General features: G+C 70.1%; 10 protein-coding genes. All 10 read left to right on the forward strand.

From position 1 onward, the window contains the following. The first annotated feature begins 113 nt into the window (after positions 1–113). Positions 114–842 (forward strand): thioesterase II family protein, encoded by a 729-nt coding sequence (locus C8D87_RS21520; protein WP_112228085.1) that lies wholly within the window; start codon positions 114–116, stop codon positions 840–842. Continuing rightward, positions 839–4,003 carry a non-ribosomal peptide synthetase gene (locus tag C8D87_RS21525; protein WP_146771816.1) on the forward strand — a complete coding sequence of 1,055 codons (3,165 nt, stop codon included), beginning with the start codon at positions 839–841 and terminating at the stop codon, positions 4,001–4,003. Before C8D87_RS21520 ends, C8D87_RS21525 begins: the two co-directional genes overlap by 4 nt. Before the next feature lie 14 nt (positions 4,004–4,017). Then, on the forward strand, positions 4,018–7,236 hold the full coding sequence (locus tag C8D87_RS21530) for a non-ribosomal peptide synthetase (RefSeq protein ID WP_146771817.1): 3,219 nt from the start codon (positions 4,018–4,020) through the stop codon (positions 7,234–7,236). 67 nt (positions 7,237–7,303) lie between these two features. Beyond that, positions 7,304–10,276, forward strand: coding sequence for a type I polyketide synthase (locus C8D87_RS21535; RefSeq protein ID WP_233442224.1), 2,973 nt, complete (start codon positions 7,304–7,306; stop codon positions 10,274–10,276). Beyond that, positions 10,273–16,014: a condensation domain-containing protein gene (locus C8D87_RS21540; protein ID WP_112228088.1), complete on the forward strand. Its 5,742-nt coding sequence runs from the start codon at positions 10,273–10,275 to the stop codon at positions 16,012–16,014. The genes C8D87_RS21535 and C8D87_RS21540 overlap by 4 nt, the downstream gene beginning before the upstream one ends. Continuing rightward, the gene (locus C8D87_RS21545; protein ID WP_112228089.1) at positions 16,014–17,372 is read left to right on the forward strand and encodes an MFS transporter; all 1,359 of its coding nucleotides are present in this window, start codon (positions 16,014–16,016) and stop codon (positions 17,370–17,372) included. The genes C8D87_RS21540 and C8D87_RS21545 overlap by 1 nt, the downstream gene beginning before the upstream one ends. 12 nt (positions 17,373–17,384) lie before the next feature. Continuing rightward, positions 17,385–17,570: an MbtH family protein gene (locus C8D87_RS21550; RefSeq protein WP_112228090.1), complete on the forward strand. Its 186-nt coding sequence runs from the start codon at positions 17,385–17,387 to the stop codon at positions 17,568–17,570. Then, on the forward strand, positions 17,567–17,794 hold the full coding sequence (locus tag C8D87_RS21555) for an acyl carrier protein (protein WP_109638482.1): 228 nt from the start codon (positions 17,567–17,569) through the stop codon (positions 17,792–17,794). Before C8D87_RS21550 ends, C8D87_RS21555 begins: the two co-directional genes overlap by 4 nt. Then, complete coding sequence (locus tag C8D87_RS21560) at positions 17,794–19,188, forward strand: hypothetical protein (protein WP_112228091.1); 1,395 nt, start codon at positions 17,794–17,796, stop codon at positions 19,186–19,188. The genes C8D87_RS21555 and C8D87_RS21560 overlap by 1 nt, the downstream gene beginning before the upstream one ends. After that, a complete protein-coding gene (locus tag C8D87_RS21565) occupies positions 19,185–20,195 on the forward strand; it encodes a 3-oxoacyl-ACP synthase III family protein (protein WP_109638484.1) in 1,011 nt (336 codons plus the stop codon). Before C8D87_RS21560 ends, C8D87_RS21565 begins: the two co-directional genes overlap by 4 nt. Positions 20,196–20,204 lie beyond the last annotated feature (9 nt).

A 20,204-nucleotide genomic window follows, 5' to 3' on the forward strand; every position in this document is an offset into this window, starting at 1 on the left:
TTGGCGTTCCAGCAGGTCAAAGCCGCCGTAAGAGTTCCATCAGGTTTCCGGAAGGGTGCGCTAAGGGCCGCTTCGTAGCTTCTCGTGGACGACGGAACACGGGGGTGTGACGGGTGGGAAGCAGCTGGCTGATCTGTCCTCGGCCGAGGCCTGACGCGGCACTGCGGGTGGTGTGCGTGCCCTACGCGGGCGGCGGCGCGTCGGCCTTCTGGGACTGGGCGGATCTGCTGGGCAGCAGCGTTGAGCTGTGGTGCGCGGTGCTGCCGGGACGGGAACGCAGGTTCGCCGAGACCGCCGAGACCGAGGCGGCGCGGATCGCGGAACCGCTGGCGGAGGCCGTTCGCGAAAAGATCCGGACGCCGCTGGTGTTGTTCGGCCACAGCATGGGCGGGCTGATCGCGTTCGACGTGGCACGCAGGCTGGGCGGTCTCGTCGAGCACCTCTTCGTGTCCGCGACCAGGGCGCCGCACCTGAAGTCCGGCGACGAGCCGCACCTGCTCGATGACGACGGCCTGCTCGACTGGATGACCAGGCTCGGTGGCGTGCCCGCGGACCTGCTGGCGCACAGGGAGATGCTCGCCCTGCTCCTGCCGACGCTGCGTGCCGACCTGACCGTGTGCGCCCGTTACCGCGGCACCGAAGACGTGATCGACGTGCCCATCACCGCGTTCGCCGGCACCGGTGACCCGCTCGCGAGCGAGGCCGAGGTCGCCGCCTGGGAGCGCCACACCACCGCCGGCTTCGACCTCGTGGTCCGGCCCGGCGGCCACTTCTACCTCAAAGACGATCCGGCGGCGGTGACGAGCGTCCTGTGCGCGGCCGCCAAGGAAGGTGTGCAGTGAGCCACGAGCAACCCTTTGTCGGCAAGCACCCCGCGACTCGCGGCCAGCAGCAGATCTGGTTCTCAGACCAGCTGGCGCCGGGCGCCACGTTCAACACGGTCCCGGTGCACGTGGAGATCACCGGCGCGCTGGACACCGGCGCGCTCACCGCCGCGCTGATGGCGGTCGTGCACCGGCACGAGCCGCTGCGCACGACGTACCGGCTCGACGGCACCGAACTCGTAGCGGTGGTCGCCCCTGACCCACAGGTGACGATCAATGCCTGGGACCTCCGTGAACTCCTGCCCGCTGAACGCACTGCACGCGCCGAAGCGTTGGTGGCCAACGAACTCGCGCGCCCCATCGACATTTCCAGCGGCGCGCCGTTGCGAGCAGTGTTGCTGCGCCTGGACGACGACAGCCACCAGCTCGTCCTGCTGGTGCACCACATCGCGGTGGACGGCGCGTCGGTCGCGGTGATCCAGGAGGAGCTCGTGCGCTCCTACGCCGGTCAGGTGGCGTTGCCGCAGCCCGGGGTCCGGTACCGCGACGTCGCCCTGCTGAGCGGTGATGCCGACGTCGAACACTGGTGCGCGGAGCTCGCGGATCTGCCGGAACCCCTGGAACTGCCCAACATCCGCACCCGGCCCGCACAGCCGGACTTCGCCGCCGAGGTGCTGCCGCTGGTCGTGCCCGAGGAACTGGCGAACGCCGTCCGGAAGACCGCGAGCACGCACCGCTCGTCGTCGTTCATGGTGCTGCTGACCGCGTTCTCCGTGCTGCTGCACAGGTTGACGGGCTCGTCGGACATCGTGGTCGGCTCGCCGTCCGCCGGACGTGAACACGCCGACACGCACGACCTGGTCGGCTACTTCGTCAACATGCTCGCGCTGCGTGTGCGGCTCGGCTGGGACCCGACCTGCGCCGAGGCGATGGACCTCGTGCGCGACACCGTCCTGGACGCGCTCGACCACCGCGAAGCGCCGTTCCACCAGATCGTGGAAGCGCTGGGGGAGAAGGGCGACGTGGACCGGCACCCGGTCTTCCAGGTCGTCTTCGCGTCCCCGCCGCCGCTCGCCGGGCCGCTGGCCGCGGGTGGCTGCGTGTTCACGTTCACCCAGGGCACCAGCAACCAGTGCCTGTACGACCTCGAACTGCAGCTGCCGGACTCTGGCAGCGGCGAGCTGCGCGGCTGGGCCAAGTTCCGCACCGCGCTCTACCAGCGTGCCGACATCGTCGACCTGACCGAGCGCTTCACCACCGTGCTGGAGCAGCTGACCAGCACGCCGGACGCACGCCTGTCCAACCTGTCGCTGCTCTCCGCCGACGAGACCCTGCGGATCGTCCGCGACCTCAACGCGAACGCGACCGCGTACCCGGCGGACGCGACGCTGGTCGAGCTGTTCGAGCAGACCGCGGACCGGTTCTCCGAAGACATCGCAGTCGAGTTCGGCTCGGTCAGCCTCACCTACGCGGAGCTCGACCAGCGCGCCAACCGGCTGGCCGCGCACCTCGGCGCTCTGGGCGTGGGCGTGGGAACTCCGGTCGGAATTCTGCTGGAACGAGGCGTGGACTGGATCGTCGCCGCGATCGCCGTGCTCAAGGCGGGTGGCGCGTACCTGCCGCTCGACCCGGAGTACCCGATCGAACGCCTGCAGGCGTTGTGCGCGGACGCTTCCGCCGCTGTCGTGGTCGCCGGCCGGCCCGCGGACCTGGGGGTCGAGCTGGTCGACCTGTCCGCGACGGTGCTGACCTGTCCGGCGGATCGTCCACAGCGGACGGTCGAGCCGGACGACCTCGCCTACGTCATGTACACGTCCGGCTCGACCGGGATGCCGAAGGGCGTCTGCGTCAGTCACCGCAACGTGGTCCGGCTGGTCCGTGACACCAACTACGTCGAGTTCGCGCCCGGTGACCGGGTCGCGCAGGCGTCGACGACGACGTTCGACGCGGCGACGTTCGAGATCTGGGGTGCGTTGCTCAACGGCGGCCGGCTGGTCGGCCTGCCGAAGGACATCGCGCTGGACCCCGCGGCGCTGGGGGAGTGGTTGCGCGCCAACTCGATCGACACGCTGTTCCTGACCACGTCGGTCGCGATGCACGTGGCTCGTGAGCTTCCTGCCGCGCTGTCCTCGTTGCGGTACTTCGTTTTCGGCGGCGAACAGCCGGACGAGCACGCGGTCGCCACGCTCGTCGCGCATCCCGGCGGTCCCGAGCACGTCGTGAACGGCTACGGGCCGACCGAGACCACGACCTTCGCATCGAGTCACTCCTGCGATCGGTCCGAAGGCCGGATTCCGCTGGGCCGCGCTCTCAGCAACACCCAGCTGTACGTGCTGGACCAGTACCTGGAGCCGGTGCCGCCGATGGTCGCGGGCGAGCTGTGCATCGGTGGTGACGGCGTCGGCCGCGGCTACGTGGGCAATCCCGCGCTGACGGCGGAACGGTTCGTGCCCGATCACGTCGGTGGCAGGCCGGGTGCGCGGCTGTACCGGACCGGTGACCTGGCCCGGCTGCTGCCGGACGGGACGTTCGAGTACCTGGGCAGGGCCGACCGGCAGGTGAAGATCCGCGGGTTCCGGATCGAACCGGGCGAGGTCGAGGCGTGCCTGCACTCCTCGGGTCTGGTGCGCCAGGCGGTCGTCGTGCCGCGCGAGGACGCCGCCGGTGACGTCAGCCTGGTCGGTTACGTCGTGCTGGAACAGCAGGGCGACGAGCAGCTCGACGAGCTGATGCGGCACGTGCGGGACGCGTTGCCCGCGTACCTGGTGCCGTCCGCGCTGGTGCCGATGGAGACGTTGCCGTTGACGCGCAACGGAAAGCTCGACCTGCGCGCGTTGCCGGACCCGGAGATCGCGGCCGAGGAACCCGACGAGCCGCAGACGGTGACCGAGGTCGCCGTGGCGGACCTGTGGCGGCAGGTGCTCGGCGCGGAGTCGGTCGGCAGGGACGCGAACTTCTTCGATCTCGGCGGCCATTCGCTGAAGGCGGCCAGGATCCTCTCGCGCATCGAGAGCGAGCTGGGTGTCCGGCTGCCGATGCGGTCGCTGTTCGACCACCCGACCGTCGCCGGCATCGCGACCGAGGTCGACAGGTTGCGTGACACCACACCCGTATCCGTTGGCGCGATCCGGGCAGAGGCCAGGTCCTCGCTCTCCGTCGCCGACCTGCTCGATCTGTGAGAGGGAGGAAAGTCGTGCAGGACGTGTTGCGGCGCTTGAAGGCGCTGGACCCGGAACGCCGCGCGGCCGTGTTCGCGCAGCTCGCCGAGCGCGGCGAGGAGTTCAACGTGCACCCGGTGTCGTCGGGCCAGCGGCGGCTGTGGCTGCTGGACCAGCTGCATCCAGGTAGCCCCGTCTACAACGTGCCCTACGCCTTCCGGCTGCGCGGGCCCGTGGACAGTGCAGCGCTGGGGGCCGCGTTGCTCTCGCTCGGTCGGCGCCACGAGGTGCTGCGGACCGTTTTTCTCGACCTCGACGGGGATCCGCGGCAGGTGATCCTGCCGGAGCCGCAGTTCACGCTCGTGGTGACGGAGGTGTCGGTTCCTGCTTCGGAGCGGGACGCTTTCGCTTCCGCGCGTGCCGCTGAGGCCGCGAGGGAACCGTTCGATCTGGCTGAGGGCCCGTTGCTGAGGGCCGAACTGGTCGTCTTCTCCGCGACCGACGCGTTGCTGCTGGTCACCATGCACCACATCGTCTGCGACGGCTGGAGCACCCAGCTGTTGTTCGCCGAGTGGCGCGCCGCCTACGAGTCGGCGGACCTCGGCCCCGCGCCGACCCAGTACCTGGACTTCAGCCGCTGGCAGACCGAGTGGCTGGCCGGTCCGGACGGCGCGCGGCTGGAGGAGTACTGGACCTCGCAGCTCGCCGGTGTGCCTCCGGTGCTGGAGCTGCCGGCGGATCACCCGCGTCCGGCCGTGATGAAGATGCGCGGTGGGGCGGAGTCGTTCGCCTGGCCTGCTTCGCTGAAGGAGCGGCTGGACTCGTTCTGCCTGGCCGAGCGCGTCACGCCGTTCATGGTGCTGCTGACCGCGTGGAACGTGTTGCTGCACCGCTACTCCGGTGCTGACGACCTCGTGGTCGGCACGAACGTGGCCAACCGGCGTGCCGAGATCGAGAACGCGGTCGGCTTCTTCGTCAACACGGTCGCGATCCGCACCCGTGTCTCGCCCTCGGTCAGCTTCCGGTCGCTGCTGCACCAGGTGCGTGACACGACGCTGGCCGCCCAGCAGCACCAGGACCTGCCGTTCGAGCGGGTCGTCGAGGCGCTCGCACCGCCGCGCAGCACCGCGCACCAGCCGGTGATCCAGACGATCGTCGGCATGGAGGACTCGCAGCACGAGATCTTCTCGCTGCCCGGTGTGTCCGTGTCCAGGGTGGCGTCCCACTCGGGCACCGCGAAGTGGGACCTGGAGCTGGGCGTCACGTCGACGTCCGGCGGGATCGCCGGGCTGCTGGAGTACGACAGCGCGCTGTACGAACCGGCGACGGTGCGGCGGCTGCTGGGGCACCTGGAGACGTTGCTGTTCGCCGGCCTCGACGATCCGTCCTGCCCGGTCGGCCGTCTGACGATGATCACCGCTGCCGAGCGTGCGCAGCTGGTGGACGAGTGGAACCCGCCGGTGCCGCCACGGCTGGACGACGTGCTGGTGCACGAACTGATGGAGGCGTCCGCGGACCGCACTCCCGATGCGGTGGCACTGGTGTTCGAGGACCAGTCGCTCACCTACCGCGAGCTGGAGGCGCGGGCGAACCAGCTCGCGCACCAGCTGCGCTCGTCGGGCATCGGGCGTGGTGACCTGGTCGGCATCAGCCTGCCGCGGTCGCTCGACCTCGTGGTGGCGCAGCAGGGTGTGCTCAAGTCCGGTGCCGCCTACGTGCCGCTCGACCCCGAGTACCCGGCGGATCGGCTGGCGTACATGGTCGCCGACTCCGGTCTGCGGGTGGTCGTGACGCTGGCCGCGTTCGCCTCACGCTTCCCCTCCGCCGACACGCTGTCGTTGGACGCCGTGGACCTGTCCGCGTTCGCCACGGACCGTCCACAGCGGACTGTTTCACCGGACGACCTCGCGTACGTGATCTACACGTCCGGCTCGACGGGCAAGCCGAAGGGCGCCATGCTGCCACACCGGGGCGTGGTGAACCTCGCGGACGAGCTGGCGCGGATGCTCGGCATCGGGCCCGGCAACCGGATGCTGCAGTTCGCGTCGTTCAGCTTCGACGTGTCGGTCGCCGACATCATGGTCACGCTGGGCTCGGGCGCCACGGTGGTGCTCGCACCGCAGCACGATCTGCAGCCCGGTCCCGACCTGGCGCGCACGATCAACGCGCAGCGCGTCGACACGGCCTGCCTGCCGCCGACGGTCCTGCGGCTGACCGACCCGGCCTCGGTACCCGGTCTGCGCACGTTGATGGCGGGCGGCGAGGCCTGCCCGGACGAGGTGGCGGCGCTGTGGGCGCCCGGCAGGCGGTTCATCAACATCTACGGGCCGACCGAGGCGAGCATCTGGATCACCTCCGCGGAGTGCGACGGCACCGAGAGCCCGTTGCCGATCGGCCGTCCGATCGCCGGCAACACGGCGTACGTGCTCGACGAGAACCGCGAGCCGTTGCCGATCGGTGTGCCGGGTGAGCTTTACCTCGGCGGCGTGCAGGTGGCGCGCGGTTACCTGAACCGGCCGGAGCTCACGTCGGAGCGGTTCGTGGCCGACCCGTTCACCGGCGGGCGCCTCTACCGGACCGGCGACCTCGCGCGGTTCCTGCCGGACGGGCGGATCGAGTTCCTCCGGCGGATGGACAACCAGATCAAGCTGCGCGGCTACCGGATCGAGCTGGGCGAGATCCAGACGGCGGTGAGCCGGCACCCGTCGGTGCGGGCCGCGGTCGTCATCGCGCGAGAGGACGTGCCGGGCGATGTCCGCCTGGTCGCCTACGCGGTGGCCGCGCCGGGCTGCCGGATCGACGCCGCGGAGCTGCGCACCCACCTGCGACGCGGGCTGCCGGAGTACATGGTGCCCTCGGCGTTCGTCGAGGTGCCGACGATTCCGCGCAACCCCAACGGAAAGCTCGACCACCGGGCGTTGCCGAAGCTGGAGTCGGTGCGTGCCGAACGGGTCGTGGTGCCGGCCGGTACGCGGACCGAGCGCGCGATCTCCGACGTCTGGAGCGAGGTGCTCCGGATGGACCGGATCGGCGCCGACGACAACTTCTTCGACCTCGGCGGCAATTCGGTGCTGCTGGTGAAGGCGCGGAGCAGGTTGGCGGAGGTGTTCGCGCGCGAGGTTCCGACGGTCACGTTGTTCACGTACCCGACCGTGCGGGCGCTCGCGGCCCATTTCGACGGGAGTGGCGAGGTGGAGGCGCGGAGCGTCGCCGGTGGCAGAAAGGCCTTGCTGGCGCGGGGGAGGACGTCGTGAGCGGTGAGGTTGAGAGGCGGGCCGTCGCCGGCGGCAGGAAGGCTTTGCTGGCAAGGGGGAGGAAGTCGTGACCGAGTACACCGGATTCGAGATCGCTGTAGTGGGTATGGCGGGCCGTTTCCCCGGTGCGTCCACTGTGGATGATTTCTGGGACAACGTGCTCGCCGGAGAGGCCGGTGTCCGCCGCTTCACCGACGAGGAGCTCGACGCCGCGGGCGTCACCGCCGAGCGGCGTGCCGAGCCTGGTTTCGTGCCGATGGGCGGTGCGCTGGAAGGCATCGAGCTCTTCGACGCGAAGCTGTTCGGCTACAGCCCTCGCGACGCGGCCGTGCTGGACCCGCAGCAGCGCGTCTTCCTGGAGACCGCCTGGCACGCGCTGGAACACGCCGGCCACCTGGGCGGCAAGGACGTCGTCGGTGTCTACGCCTCGGCCAGCATCGACACGTACCTGCTGCGCCACCTGCTGAACAACCCGGCCGTGCCAGGCGGTCTGCAGCCGCTCGACCTGCTGCTGGCCAACGACAAGGACACGCTCGCCAGCCGGGTCGCCTACCACCTCGACCTGACCGGTCCCGCGATCACCGTGCAGACGGCGTGCTCGTCGTCGCTGGTGACGATCCACGTGGCCTGCCAGGCCCTGCTGGGCCGCGACTGCGACATCGCCCTGGCTGGCGGCGTGTCCATCCGCCCACCCGTGCACGAGGGCTATCAGCACACCGAGGGCGGCATCCTCGCCGCCGACGGCCGTTGCATGCCGTTCGACGCCGACGCGCACGGCGTGGTCGCGGGCAACGGCGTCGCCGCCGTGGTGCTGCGCCGCCTGGAAGACGCCCTGGCCGACGGCGACACCATCCACGCCGTCGTGAAGGGCACCGCCGTCAACAACGACGGCGCGGACAAGGTCGGCTTCACCGCGCCGAGCGTCAACGGCCAGGCGCGGGTGATCAGGGCGGCTCACGAGCTGTCCGAAGTGGACTCTTCGACCATCGGCTACGTCGAGGCGCACGGCACCGGCACGGCGCTCGGCGACCCGATCGAGGTGGCGGCGCTGACCAAGGCGTTCGTCAACCCGCCATCGGCCTGTGCTCTGGGTTCGGTCAAGGCGTTGATCGGGCACCTGGACGCGGCGGCGGGTGTCGCCGGGTTCGTCAAGGCCTCGCTCGCGGTCAGGGACGGGGTGGTGCCGCCGAGCCCGTACTTCACCGCGCCCAACCCCGAGACCGGCCTGGAGAACAGCCCGTTCTTCGTCAACCGCGAGGCACAGGAGTGGCCGGGACCGCGACCCCGGCGGGCAGGCATCAGCGGCTTCGGCATGGGCGGGACCAACGCGCACGCCGTGCTGGAGGAGCCGCCGTCACCGGAGCCGATGGGGCCGGGCAGATCACGGCAGCTGCTGGTGTTGTCGGCGGGGTCCGAGGAGGCGTTGGGGGAGAGCAGGAAGCGGCTGGCCGAGCACCTCACAGCTGACCACGTGTCACTCGCCGACGTCGCCCACACCCTGCGCACCGGCCGCCGCACCAACCTCCCGCACCGCCTGGCCGTGGTGGCCGCTGACCCTGCCGAGGCCGCCTCCGTGCTGGCCTCCGCTTGGACCGGTTCCGGCGACCGCCGGGACGTGATGTTCCTGTTCCCCGGCCAGGGTTCGCAGTACGCGGGCATGGCCGAGCAGCTCGACCGCGAGGAGCCGGTGTTCCGCGCCGCGCTGGACGAGTGCGCCGTGCTGCTGCCGTTCGACCTGCGCGACGTGCTGGCCGACGCGGAACGCCTCACGCGGACGAGGTACACCCAGCCCGCGCTGTTCGCGGTCGAGTACTCGCTCGCGAAGCTCTGGGAGCACTGGGGTGTGCGGCCTGCCGCGATGCTCGGGCACAGCGTCGGCGAGTACGTGGCCGCCTGCCTGGCAGGGGTCTTCTCGCTGCCGGACGCGGTGAAGCTGATCGCGGCGCGCGGCGAGCTGATGGACCGGTTGCCGGGCGGCGCGATGCTCTCGGTGTCGCTGGGCGCGGACGAACTGGCGCTGCCGGCCGACGTGCACCTCGCCGCCAGCAACGCTCCGGCCCTGAGCACGGTCGCCGGGACGTTCGAGGCGGTGGAACGGTTCGAGGCGCAGCTGAGCGTCACCAGCCGGCGGCTGCACACGTCGCACGCGTTCCACTCGGCGATGATCGACCCGATGCTGGCCGAGTTCGCCTCGAAGGTGAGCGAGGTCGAGCTGCGGGAGCCGCGGATTCCCTTCGTCTCCAACGTGTCCGGCACCTGGATCACCAGTGGCGAGGCGACCGATCCCGGTTACTGGGTGCGGCACGCCCGCGAAGCGGTCCGGTTCAGCGAAGGTCTGCGCACGTTGCTCGCCGAGGGGCCGGTCAACCTGCTGGAGGTCGGGCCCGGCAACGTGCTCACGACGCTGGCGAGGCAGCACGACCTCGCAGGTGGTGGCCACGCGGCGTTCGGGTCGCTGCGGCACCCGCGGGAGGACAAGCACGACCTGGAGACCACCCTGTCCACGCTCGGCAGGCTGTGGATCGCCGGGGTGCCGGTGGACCTCGCGGCTGTGACGGCGGACGAGCGGAGGCGGCGGGTTCCGCTACCGGGGTATCCGTTCGCGCGGGAGCGGCACTGGGTGGACCTCCCCGGCACAGCAGCGCCACAGGTCGTGGTGAACGAGGAACGCGTCAGCGCGGCGGAACCTGCGGTCACCGGCGATCTGGCCGTGATCACCGGCATCTGGCAGGAGCTGCTCGGCATCCCCCGGATCAGCCCGCACGACGACTACTTCGAACTCGGCGGCCACTCGCTGCTCGCGACCCAGATCCTCGCGCGCATCACGGCCGAGCTCGGCGTGAGCCTCCCCGCGGGCGCGATCTTCGAGGCGCCGACTCCTGCCCGCCTGGTCGCGCTGGTGGAGCAGCAGCGCGGCGAGCACCAGGAAGACGACGACGAGTTCGCCCGGCTGCTCGCCGAGATCCGCGACATGTCACCGGAAGAGCTGCGGGCCGAACTGGACCGCGAGCGGGACGCCCAGGAGATCTCCCAGTCATGACCGACCACCTGACCAGCTCACTCACCGAGGAACAGCGGCTGCTGCTCGAACTGCGGCTCCGCAACGCCGACCGCTCGCAGCCCGTGTCCTTCACCCAGGAACAGCTGTGGTTCCTCGACCGCCTCGACCCCGGCAACCCCGCCTACGCCATCCCGTTCGGGCTGCGGCTGACCGGGCCGCTCGACCGCACGGCACTCGAACTGGCCGTCGGCCGGGTCGTTGACCGGCACTCCGCGCTGCGGACCACGTTCTTCGAACGCGACGGCGAGCTGCGGCAACGAGTGCGCGACAACGTGTCCATCGCCATCGAGGTCACCGACCTGACCGCGAACCCTGAGCGCGCGCAGGAAGTCGCCCTCGAGCACGCCCGGCACGTGTTCGACCTGAGCACGGGACCGCTGGTGGCGTTCCGGCTCGTCGTGCTCGGCGACGAGGAGCACCTGCTGCTGGTGACCGCCCACCACATCGTGTTCGACGCGGCGTCGGCCGAGGTGTTCGGCAAGGATCTCGCGGCGTACTACGGCGGCGAGACGCTGCCCGAGCTGACCACGTCGTTCGGCCGGCACGCGGCAGCCGAACGGCGCAGGCTCACAGCGGGCGTCATGGACGAGCACCTCGAGTACTGGCGGGCCAGGCTCGCCGGCAGCCCCGCCCGCTCCACCGTGCCGTCCGACCTGCCACGACCGGCGATCCAGACGCACACCGGCGGACGGCACCACTTCGTCGTCCCCGCGGACCTCACCGGGAAGCTGGCCGCGCGTGCCCGCGAGCAGGGTGTGTCGCTGAACGCGGTGGTGCTGAGCGGGTTCGCCGCACTGCTCGGCCAGACGGCGGGCCAGGACCGGGTGCTGCTCGGCATGCCGGTCGGCGGCCGCGGCAGGACCGAGCTGGAGCCGATGATCGGCTCGCTGGCGAACATGCTGGTGCTGCGGGTTGATCTGGACGGCACCACGAGCGACGTGATCCGGGGTACGCACAAGGCGATCAGCGAGGCGTACACCCACCAGGACGCGCCGTACGCACGTGTCGTCGAGGCGGTCGACCCGCCGCGCGACCCCAGCCAGAACCCGTTGTTCCAGGCCATGCTCAGCCTCACCGAGGCACCCGCGACCCGTACGGTGGACGGCGTCGAGTTCAGCCCGTTCGAGATCGACAACGGTCTCACCGACTTCGACCTGTTCGTCATCCTGTCCAGAGCGGACGGTGAGCTGCGCGGAGTTCTCGGCTACAACGCCGATCTGTACCTCGCCGACACCGTCGCCGAGCTCGGCGAGCAGTTCCTCGCGATCCTGACCGGCATCGTGGAGGACCGGCCCCTGCGGCCCAGGAACCGGATCTCCGTCGCGGCCACCTTCACCGCGGATCCCATCAGGGAGCCGCTGGACGTCCTGAACGGTGTGCTGCGCCTGCCGGTCGACGTGGAACTGGCGCCGTACCAGCAGATCGTGCAGCACCTGCTGCACGGCGACAACGGCAGGCTCGCCGACGTCGTGCTGCTGCGCTGGGAAGACTGGTTGCGGCACGGTGACGCCCTGGACGCGGCCTGGCAGGACCTGGAAATGGCGATCACCGCCTACCGGCAGAAGTCGGCCGCGCCGCTGCACCTCGTCGTGTGCCCGTCCGAGCAGACGTTCGGCCACCTCGACGACAAGCTGGCCGTGCTCGCGGACCGGACCGACGGTGTGCACGCCTTCTGGTTCGCCGACTGGGCCGAAGCCCTGCCGGTCAGCGTCACGTTCGATCCCCAGGCCGACAAGCTCGGCCACGTCCCGTACACCCCGGAGATGTTCGCCGCGCTGGCGATCCTCCTCACGAAGAAGCTCAACCCCGACGCTCATCGCCTGCACCTGCTGGACTCCGCGCTCGGCGTCCCGGCGAAACTGGCCGAACGCGCCGCACCCGCTGTGCACGGCGTCGCGATCGACACCCCGCCGGTCGCCCCGCGCAACGACACCGAACGACGGCTCGCCAAGGTGTGGCGGGAGGTGCTCAAGCTCGACGAGGTCGGCGTCACGCACGACTTCTTCGCGCTGGGCGGCCACTCCCTGCTCGCGACGCAGCTGCTGTCCAAGGTGCACGCCGAGTTCGGTGTCGACGTGTCGCTGCACGCGCTGTTCACCCACCCGACGATCGAGGCGCTGGCGGCACTCGTCGAGGAGCCGCAGGAGAGCGGGCAGCCGCTGCTGCCGGTCTCCCGCTCCGGTGACCTCGGCCTGTCCGCCATCCAGCAGCGCATGTGGGCCGCCACCCAGCTCGACACGACCACGACCCGCATGAACACCACGTTCGCGGTCCGGTTGCGCGGCGAGCTGGACGTCGAGACGTTGAAGCGAGCGCTCGCGGACGTGGTGAGCAGGCACGAGATCCTGCGCACGACCTTCACCGAGCGCGACGGCAAGCCGGCCATGGTCGTCCGCGACGGCATGGACTGCTGGCTCCCCGAGGCCAACGGCTCGCCGGACGAGTTCCTGCTGGAGCACACGAACCACGTGTACGACCTGGAAAACGGCCCGCTGCTGCGCGCCAGGCTCGTGCGCACGGGCGAGAACGAGCACCACCTGCTGCTCGGCATGCACCACATCATCTGCGACAACACGTCGTGGGGCGTGCTGCTCGCGGAGCTGTCCGCCGGGTACGCCGGCCGCGACCTGCCGGAGCTCGAGGTCCAGTACGCGGACTACGCGGCCTGGCAACAGGAACTGCTCACCGAGGAAGCCCTCGAACCGCACCTGACGTACTGGCGCAACCGCCTCGCCGACGCGCCCGCGCAGCTGGAGACTCCCCCGGAACGCCCGGAACGCAACGAGACAGCCCGCGCTTCGTCCGTGGTGCCTCAGAGCGTCTCAGCGGCGTTGAAGGAGCTGGCCCGCGCCGAGGGCAGCACCCCGTTCGCCACGCTGCTCGCGGCCTACGCGGTGGTGCTGTACCGGCGCAGCGGGCAGCCGGACGTCGTGCTGAGCGTGCCCCAGCAGGGCAGGCCGCGGCCAGAGGTCGAGCACCTCATCGGCTGCTTCACCGACCTGCTGCCGATCCGCGCCGACCTCGGCGGCCGGCTGACGTTCCGGCAGATCCTGCAGCGCGTCCACCGCGCGATGGTCGACGGCTACCAGCACGCCGACGTGCCGTTCTCCAGCGTGGCGCACGTGCTGCCACGTCAGAAGGGGCGCCACCCCGTCTACCAGTGCGCGTTCAACTACGCGGACCTGCCCGACGAGGCGATGACCTGGCCGGGCCTGGAGCTGGAGCCGCTGGAGGTGCCGGTCACCAGCCTCGACTTCGACCTGTTCCTCACGCTGACCACGGAACACGGCGAGCTGGCCGCGACCCTGGAGTACAGCGCCGACCTGCTCACCACCGACGGCGCGGACGAACTGCTCACGGAGTACGTCACGCAGCTGCGAGACCTCGTCGCCGAGCCGGACGAGCCGGTCGTCGTCGAGCGGTCCACTGTGGAGGGGAAGCCGCTCAGCATCGTGTCGTCGCGACCGGTCGACGGTGCGCTGACGGTGTTGTCGTCGTGGGCGGACAAGCTGGACCTGCCGCTCACCGTGCGCACGACGCCGGCCGGTCAGGTCCTGCGTCCGTTGCTGGACCCGGAAGCCGGGCTCGACGGGGTGGAAGGGGAGACGACCGCGCTGGTGCTCCGGTGGGAGGACCTGTTCGAAGGTGGCGTCGGCCCGTTCGAAAACGCCTTCGCCCGGCTGTGCGCCGCGGTCGGACGGTGGACCGAGCGGACCGGTGGCTCGCTGGCGGTGCTGACCACGTCCGAGCGCGAGGAGAAGCCGTGGCCCGGCGTGTTCGGTCACGCGGCCGATCGTCTGGCCCGGCGTTTCCCTGCCGTGCGCGTCATCGACCTGCTGACCGCCGAGGGCGACCCGGACGTCGTGCTGGGCACCGCACTCGCCCGGCTGGTGCACGCGGGAGAACTGCCGGCGGAGGAGCAGCGCACGACGGAGGCTCCGCGCACCGACGAGGAACGCGCGCTGGCGGCCGTCTGGCAGGAAGTCCTGAAGCTGCCAGAGGTCGGTGTGCACGACGACTTCTTCGAGCTCGGTGGCGACTCCATGACCGCCATTCAGGTCGTGTGGCTGGCGAACCAGGCGGGCATCAGGTTCACGCCCGCCCAGCTCACGGCCAAGCGGACCATCGCGGAACTGCTGCGCGTGCCCATGACCGAGGAGCAGCAAACGCTTGCGGCCGTGTGGCGCGAGGTGCTGAAGCTGCCAGAGGTCGGTGTGCACGACGACTTCTTCGAGCTCGGTGGCGACTCCATGACCGCGATCCAGGTCGTGTGGCTGGCGAACCAGGCGGGCATCAGGTTCACGCCCGCCCAGCTGACCGCGAAGCGAACCATCGCCGAGCTGTGTGCCGGAAACGCACCGCAGCAGATGGCCGACCAGGGACCCGTGGAGGGTGACTTCCCGGCCACCGGCGCCCAGCGCTGGTTCTTCGAGGCGCTGGCCACGTCGATGAAGACCCCGAGCCACTTCAACCACCCGTACTACCTGCGGCTGCGCCGCCAGGCCACCCCGCAACAGCTCGAACAGGCCGTCAACGCGCTGGTCGCGCACCACGACGGGATGCGCCTGCGGTTCCGCCGCGAGGGAATCGACTGGCACGCCTCGCACGGCCCGGTCGAGGGCGCGATGCCGTTCGTGTCGTTCGACGTGTCGGACGTTCCGGCGGATCGGCGCGAGCAGGCGATCGAGGACCTGCTCAACGAGGTCCACCCGACGCTCGACCTCGCGCGGGGGCCGCTGGCCAAGGTAGTCCACTTCGGACTCGGCGACGATGAACCCGACCGCGTGATGGTCATCTGCCACCACCTGGTGACCGACGGCGTCTCGCGCAGCCTGATCCTGGAGGACTTCCAGAACGCGCTGCGTCAGGTGCTCGAAGGGCAGAAGGCCGACCTCGGGCCGAAGACCACGTCGTTCAAGGACTGGGCGCTCCGGCTCGACGAGTACGCCCGCGGCCCTGAGCCGTTGCGGGAGCTGGAGTACTGGGAGGGGCAGGCGGCCGGCACCGAGGAGCTCACGCCCGACCTGCCGGGCCGGAACACGTTCGGTGTCATGCAGGACATCCACACGACGATCGACGCCGAGACCACCGCGCGCCTGCGCGACCTGGCCAAGGCGCACCAGGTCGGCATCAGCGACCTGCTGATCTGGGCGTCCGTGCGGATGGCCGCCGACCGCTCCGGCAGTCCCGAGTGGACGATCGCGACCACCGGGCACGGCAGGGAGGCGCTGTTCGACGACCTCGACCTGTCCCGCACGGTCGGCTGGTTCCAGGTCATGTACCCGATCCGGCTGACGCTCCCGGACGACAGCGACGTCAACGCGATCAAGTCGCTGGCCGGCCAGCTCAAGCAGGTGCCGGTCAACGGCATCGGCTACGGCCTGCTCCGGTACAGCAACCCGGATCCCGCGATCAGGCGGCGGCTGGAGACCCCGAACCCGCAGCTGACCGTCAACTACGCCGGCTCGTTCGGCTTCACCGACCTCTCCAGCGCCGACGAGCTGTTCGAGCTCTGCGACCGGGAGCTGGGTGTCCTGCAGGACGAGGGGACGGTGTGGCCGGGACGGATCGACGTCGTCGGATCGCTGGTGAACGGCCAGATCCGCATCGAGATGAACTACGGCACCGAGATGTACCTGCCGGAAACCGCGCGCCGAATGCTCGGTGACATCGAAGAGCTGCTCCGGCAGCTCGTCTCACAGAAGAGGACGAAGTAATGCCCAAGCCTTCGGGATTCGGCGCGTTCACGATCATGTGGGTGGGGCAGCTGCTGTCCGCACTCGGCACCCGCATGACGAACTTCGCGCTCAGCATCTGGGTGTGGCAGCACACCGGTTCGGCCACCGCGATGGCGCTGATGATGTTCTGCGGCTTCGGCTCGACGGTGTTGTTCAGCCCGATCGCCGGCAGCCTGATCGACCGGCTGAGCCGCAAGACGTCGATCATCATCAGCGAGATCGGGTCGATCTTCGTCACGTTCATCCTGCTGGCGTTGTTCCTCACGGACTCGACGCAGCTGTGGCACCTCTACCTCGTCAACGTGCTGACCGGCGCGCTGCTCGCGATCCAGGGGCCGGCGTTCGGGGCGACCATCGCGCTGATGATGGAGAAGGGGAAGTTCCTGCGGGCCAACGCGATGATGTGGTCGGTCAAGAGCTTCCCGGTGATCTTCGCGCCCGCGTTCGCCGCGACCCTGCTGGGGCTGACCGGCATCAAGCTGATCCTGCTGGTCGACGGGCTCACCTACGTGGTCGCGATCGTCTCGGTGCTCGTGGTGCACATCCCGCCGGTGCCGGGGCAGAACCGCGAGAAGAGCACCTTCTGGCAGGACTGCGTGTTCGGGTTCCGCTACATCGTCGAACGCCCGCCGCTGCTGGCCGTGCAGATCGTGCTGTTCTCCATCAGCCTCCTGGCCGCGCTGGCGTGGGCGCTGATCGTCCCGCTGGTGCTGGCCCGCACGATGGGCGACGAGGGCACGCTGGGCCTGGTGCAGAGCATCGGCGCCGTCGGCGGTGTGCTGGGCGGTGTCCTGCTGGGTGTCATGAAGCCGCCGCGGCGCAAGATGCTCGTGGTGCTCGGCGCGATCCTGGTGTTCAGCATCATCGGCCGGATCGTCTACGGCGTCGGTGACGGCCTGATCGCGTGGGCCGCGGCGATGTTCTTCGTCGAGCTGACGATCCCGTTCATCGACGGCCTCGCCCAGACGATCTGGCAGGAGAAGGTCGATCCCGCCGTGCAGGGCCGTGTGTTCTCCGCCCGCAACTTCTTCGAGAACCTCTCGGTGCCGATCGGTTTCGCGGCCGCGGGTCCGCTGGTGGACAAGGTGCTGGAGCCGGCGATGCGCGGGGACACCGCGCTGGCGCACACGTTCGGCTGGATGGTCGGCACCGGACCGGGCGCCGGCATCGGCCTGCTGTTCGTGATCGTCGGTGTGCTCGGTGCCGGTGTCGGCGTGGCGGGTTTCCTCAGCCGCAACGTCCGTGAGGTCGAGATCCTCGTGCCCGACCACGAGCCCGAGCCCGAGCCCGAGAACAAGCCCGTTGAACGCGTCGCCCAGCCCGCGCTGGCCGACTGAGAAGGGGGAGAGATGAACACCGCGCTCTACCGGGTCGTGGTCAACGACGAGGAGCAGTACGCGCTCTGGCCCGCCCACAAGGACAACGCGCCCGGCTGGCGCGACGCCGGGGTCAGCGGGGCCAAGGAGGAGTGCCTGGAGCACATCGGCCGCGTGTGGACGGACATGCGCCCGCTCAGCCTGCGGGGGCGGTCATGACGTTCGCGGACGTGGTCGCCAGCGCGCTGGACGTCGACCCGGCGCACGTCACCGACGAAGCCGGGAGGGACTCGCTGGCGAGCTGGACCAGCATGCGGCACATCCAGCTGATCGTGACGCTGGAGGAGGCCTACGGGCTGTCCTTCGACTACGAGGAGATCGCCGACGCGCGGACCGTCCGGGACGTCCGCGACGTGTTGCGCGCCAAGGGGGTCGAGGTCTGATGAGCGACGACCTCGCGGCGGTGCGCACCCGCTGGCAGGAGATCGCCAGAACCGGCGAGCGGCCGGTGATCTCGATCGGCTTCCTGGCGAGCTACACGATCGACCCGGTGCTGCCCTATCTCGGAGTGGCACTGCACGACGCCGGCCTGCCCGCGTCGTGCCACACCGGGCCGTACAACCAGATCGTGCAGCAGTGCCTGGACGACAGCTCACCGAAGACGGACGTTCTCGTTGTGGCGCCGCGGTTCGAGGAGCTGGGCGACGACCTGATGACCGCGGTCGACGCCGCTCTCTCGGCGGCGCGGCGGCGTGGATCGTTCCTGGTGATCGTGTTGCCTGCGGTGCCTGAGGAGCGCGCGTACGGACACCTGGACGACGGTAGGGCCGCGGGTACGGCTGCCACGGCTCATGCGGTGCGCGAAGAGGTTCGTGCGCTGCTGGCGGACCGGCCGGACGCGTGGGTGGTGGACGCCGAGCAGGCTGTTCGCGCGGTCGGCACCTCCAAGGCGCACCACGCCGCCATGTTCAAGTTCGCGAAGATCCCCTACACCGAGGCGGTGTTCCACGAGCTGGCCGCACAGCTGGCCGGTGTGTTGCGCGCGGTGTACGGCGCGACCCCGCGAGTGGTGGTGCTCGACGGCGACTCGTTGCAGGGGATGAAGAACCCGAGCGAGTTCGACGGGCAGCTCGAGCAGATCCACGCGTCGGGCGCACGGCTGGCGTTGCGCGCCGGTCCGGAGAACGTGGACGCGTTGTGGGAGAAGCTCTCCGCGGAGCTGCCGGTGTTCACGACCGAGCTCGTGGACGCGTCGGTGACGGACTGCCGTCCGGTGCAGGAGCAGCTGGCGGCGCTCGCCCAGGACATGGGCGTACCCACCGAGTCCGCGGTGCTGCTCTCGTGGCCGGTCGACCTTCGTCGCTCAGGCCTGCTCGACCGGCTCCCGGCGTTCGAGACGGCTCCGCGCCGGGATCGGCGGCAGGTGGAGCGCACCGTGTCGCTGGCCGACTTCGTGGCAGGGCTGAACGTCGAGGTCGACCTCCAGCCCGTCGGTCCGGACTCGGCGGCCAAGGTCGTCGAGGTCGTGTCCAGGGCCAAGGACTTCACGCTCGGCACCGAGCAGCTCGACCTGACCGAACCGGGCCGCGAGGTGTTCGCGGTGCGCGTGCGCGACCGGTTCGGCGACTACGGCATCAGCGGCGCCGTCGCCATCAGCGGGGAGGGCGTGGTGGACGTTTTCTCGCTGTCCTGCGTCGTGCTCGGCAAGGGCGTTCAGGACCTCGTCCTGCGGCAGCTGCCCGGCGCAGCCGTCTTCCGCTACCGCAAGACACCGCACAACCAGATCACCGCCGCGTTCCTGAAGGACGCCGGGGTAGTTGTTGAGGAGATCTCGTGACTGTCCACTTCGGAGTCGTGGCGCTCGGCCACGTGCTCGGCGAGCCGGTCGACGTGGCCTCGGCCGCCGCTGACTACACCAGCGACGTCGACCGCGTGCTCGGCTGGGGCTACCGGACGTTCCACCGCGCTGCGGACGGTGTCGGGCTCACCGACCTGGCCGCAGAGGCGGGCGCGAAAGCACTGGCGAACGCCGGCGTGCGGCCGGACGAGGTCGATCTCGTCGTGCTGGCGCTGTCCGACCTGTCCGAGCACCTGTACTGGGACGCGGCCGGTGCCACCCAGGCGAAGATCGGCGCGCACGGATCCGAGGCCGTGCTGCTGACCCAGGCGTGCGGCGGGGGAGTGGCGGCGTTCGACATCGTCGCAGGCAAGTTCGCCACACACCCCGACTACCGGACGGCGCTGATCATCGGCGCCAACCGCGTCTGCGAGACGTACTGGAACCGGATGGAGATCAACACCAGCATCTTCTCCGACGGGGCCGCCGCGGCAGTGGTCCAGCGCGACCACCCGCACCGGCGGTGGATCAACACCGAGATCATCAGCGACGGCCGGTACGCCGACTTCATGATGATGGACGTCGGTGCCGCGGCACGTCCGTTCGCCGATGGGGAACCGGTGGGCGTGAAGAGCCCGCAGAAGCGGCTGGAGGAGTTCTTCGCGGGCGACATCCGCAAGATGTTCGAGTTCGTGTCGACGATCCGCACCAACAACCACGAGGTCGTGCGCCGGGCCTGCAAACGCGCCGGTATCACGCCTTCCGACGTCCGCAGGCTGCTGCACCTGCACGACAGCGCGCCGGCTCTCACGTTGCTGGCGAAGGACCTCGACATGGGTCTGGAGTGGACGAACGCCTCCGTCGCCGCCGCACACGGACACGTCGGCTGCGCGGACCAGCTGATGTCGCTGGAGCTTGTTTCGGACGAACTCGCCAAGGGCGATGTCGTGGCACTGACCAGCACGGCCAGCGGCATGCACTGGCTCTGCACGCTGCTGGAAATCTGAGGGGGATCA

It is taken from the genome of Lentzea atacamensis (assembly GCF_003269295.1).
Taxonomy (GTDB): Bacteria; Actinomycetota; Actinomycetes; order Mycobacteriales; family Pseudonocardiaceae; genus Lentzea; species Lentzea atacamensis.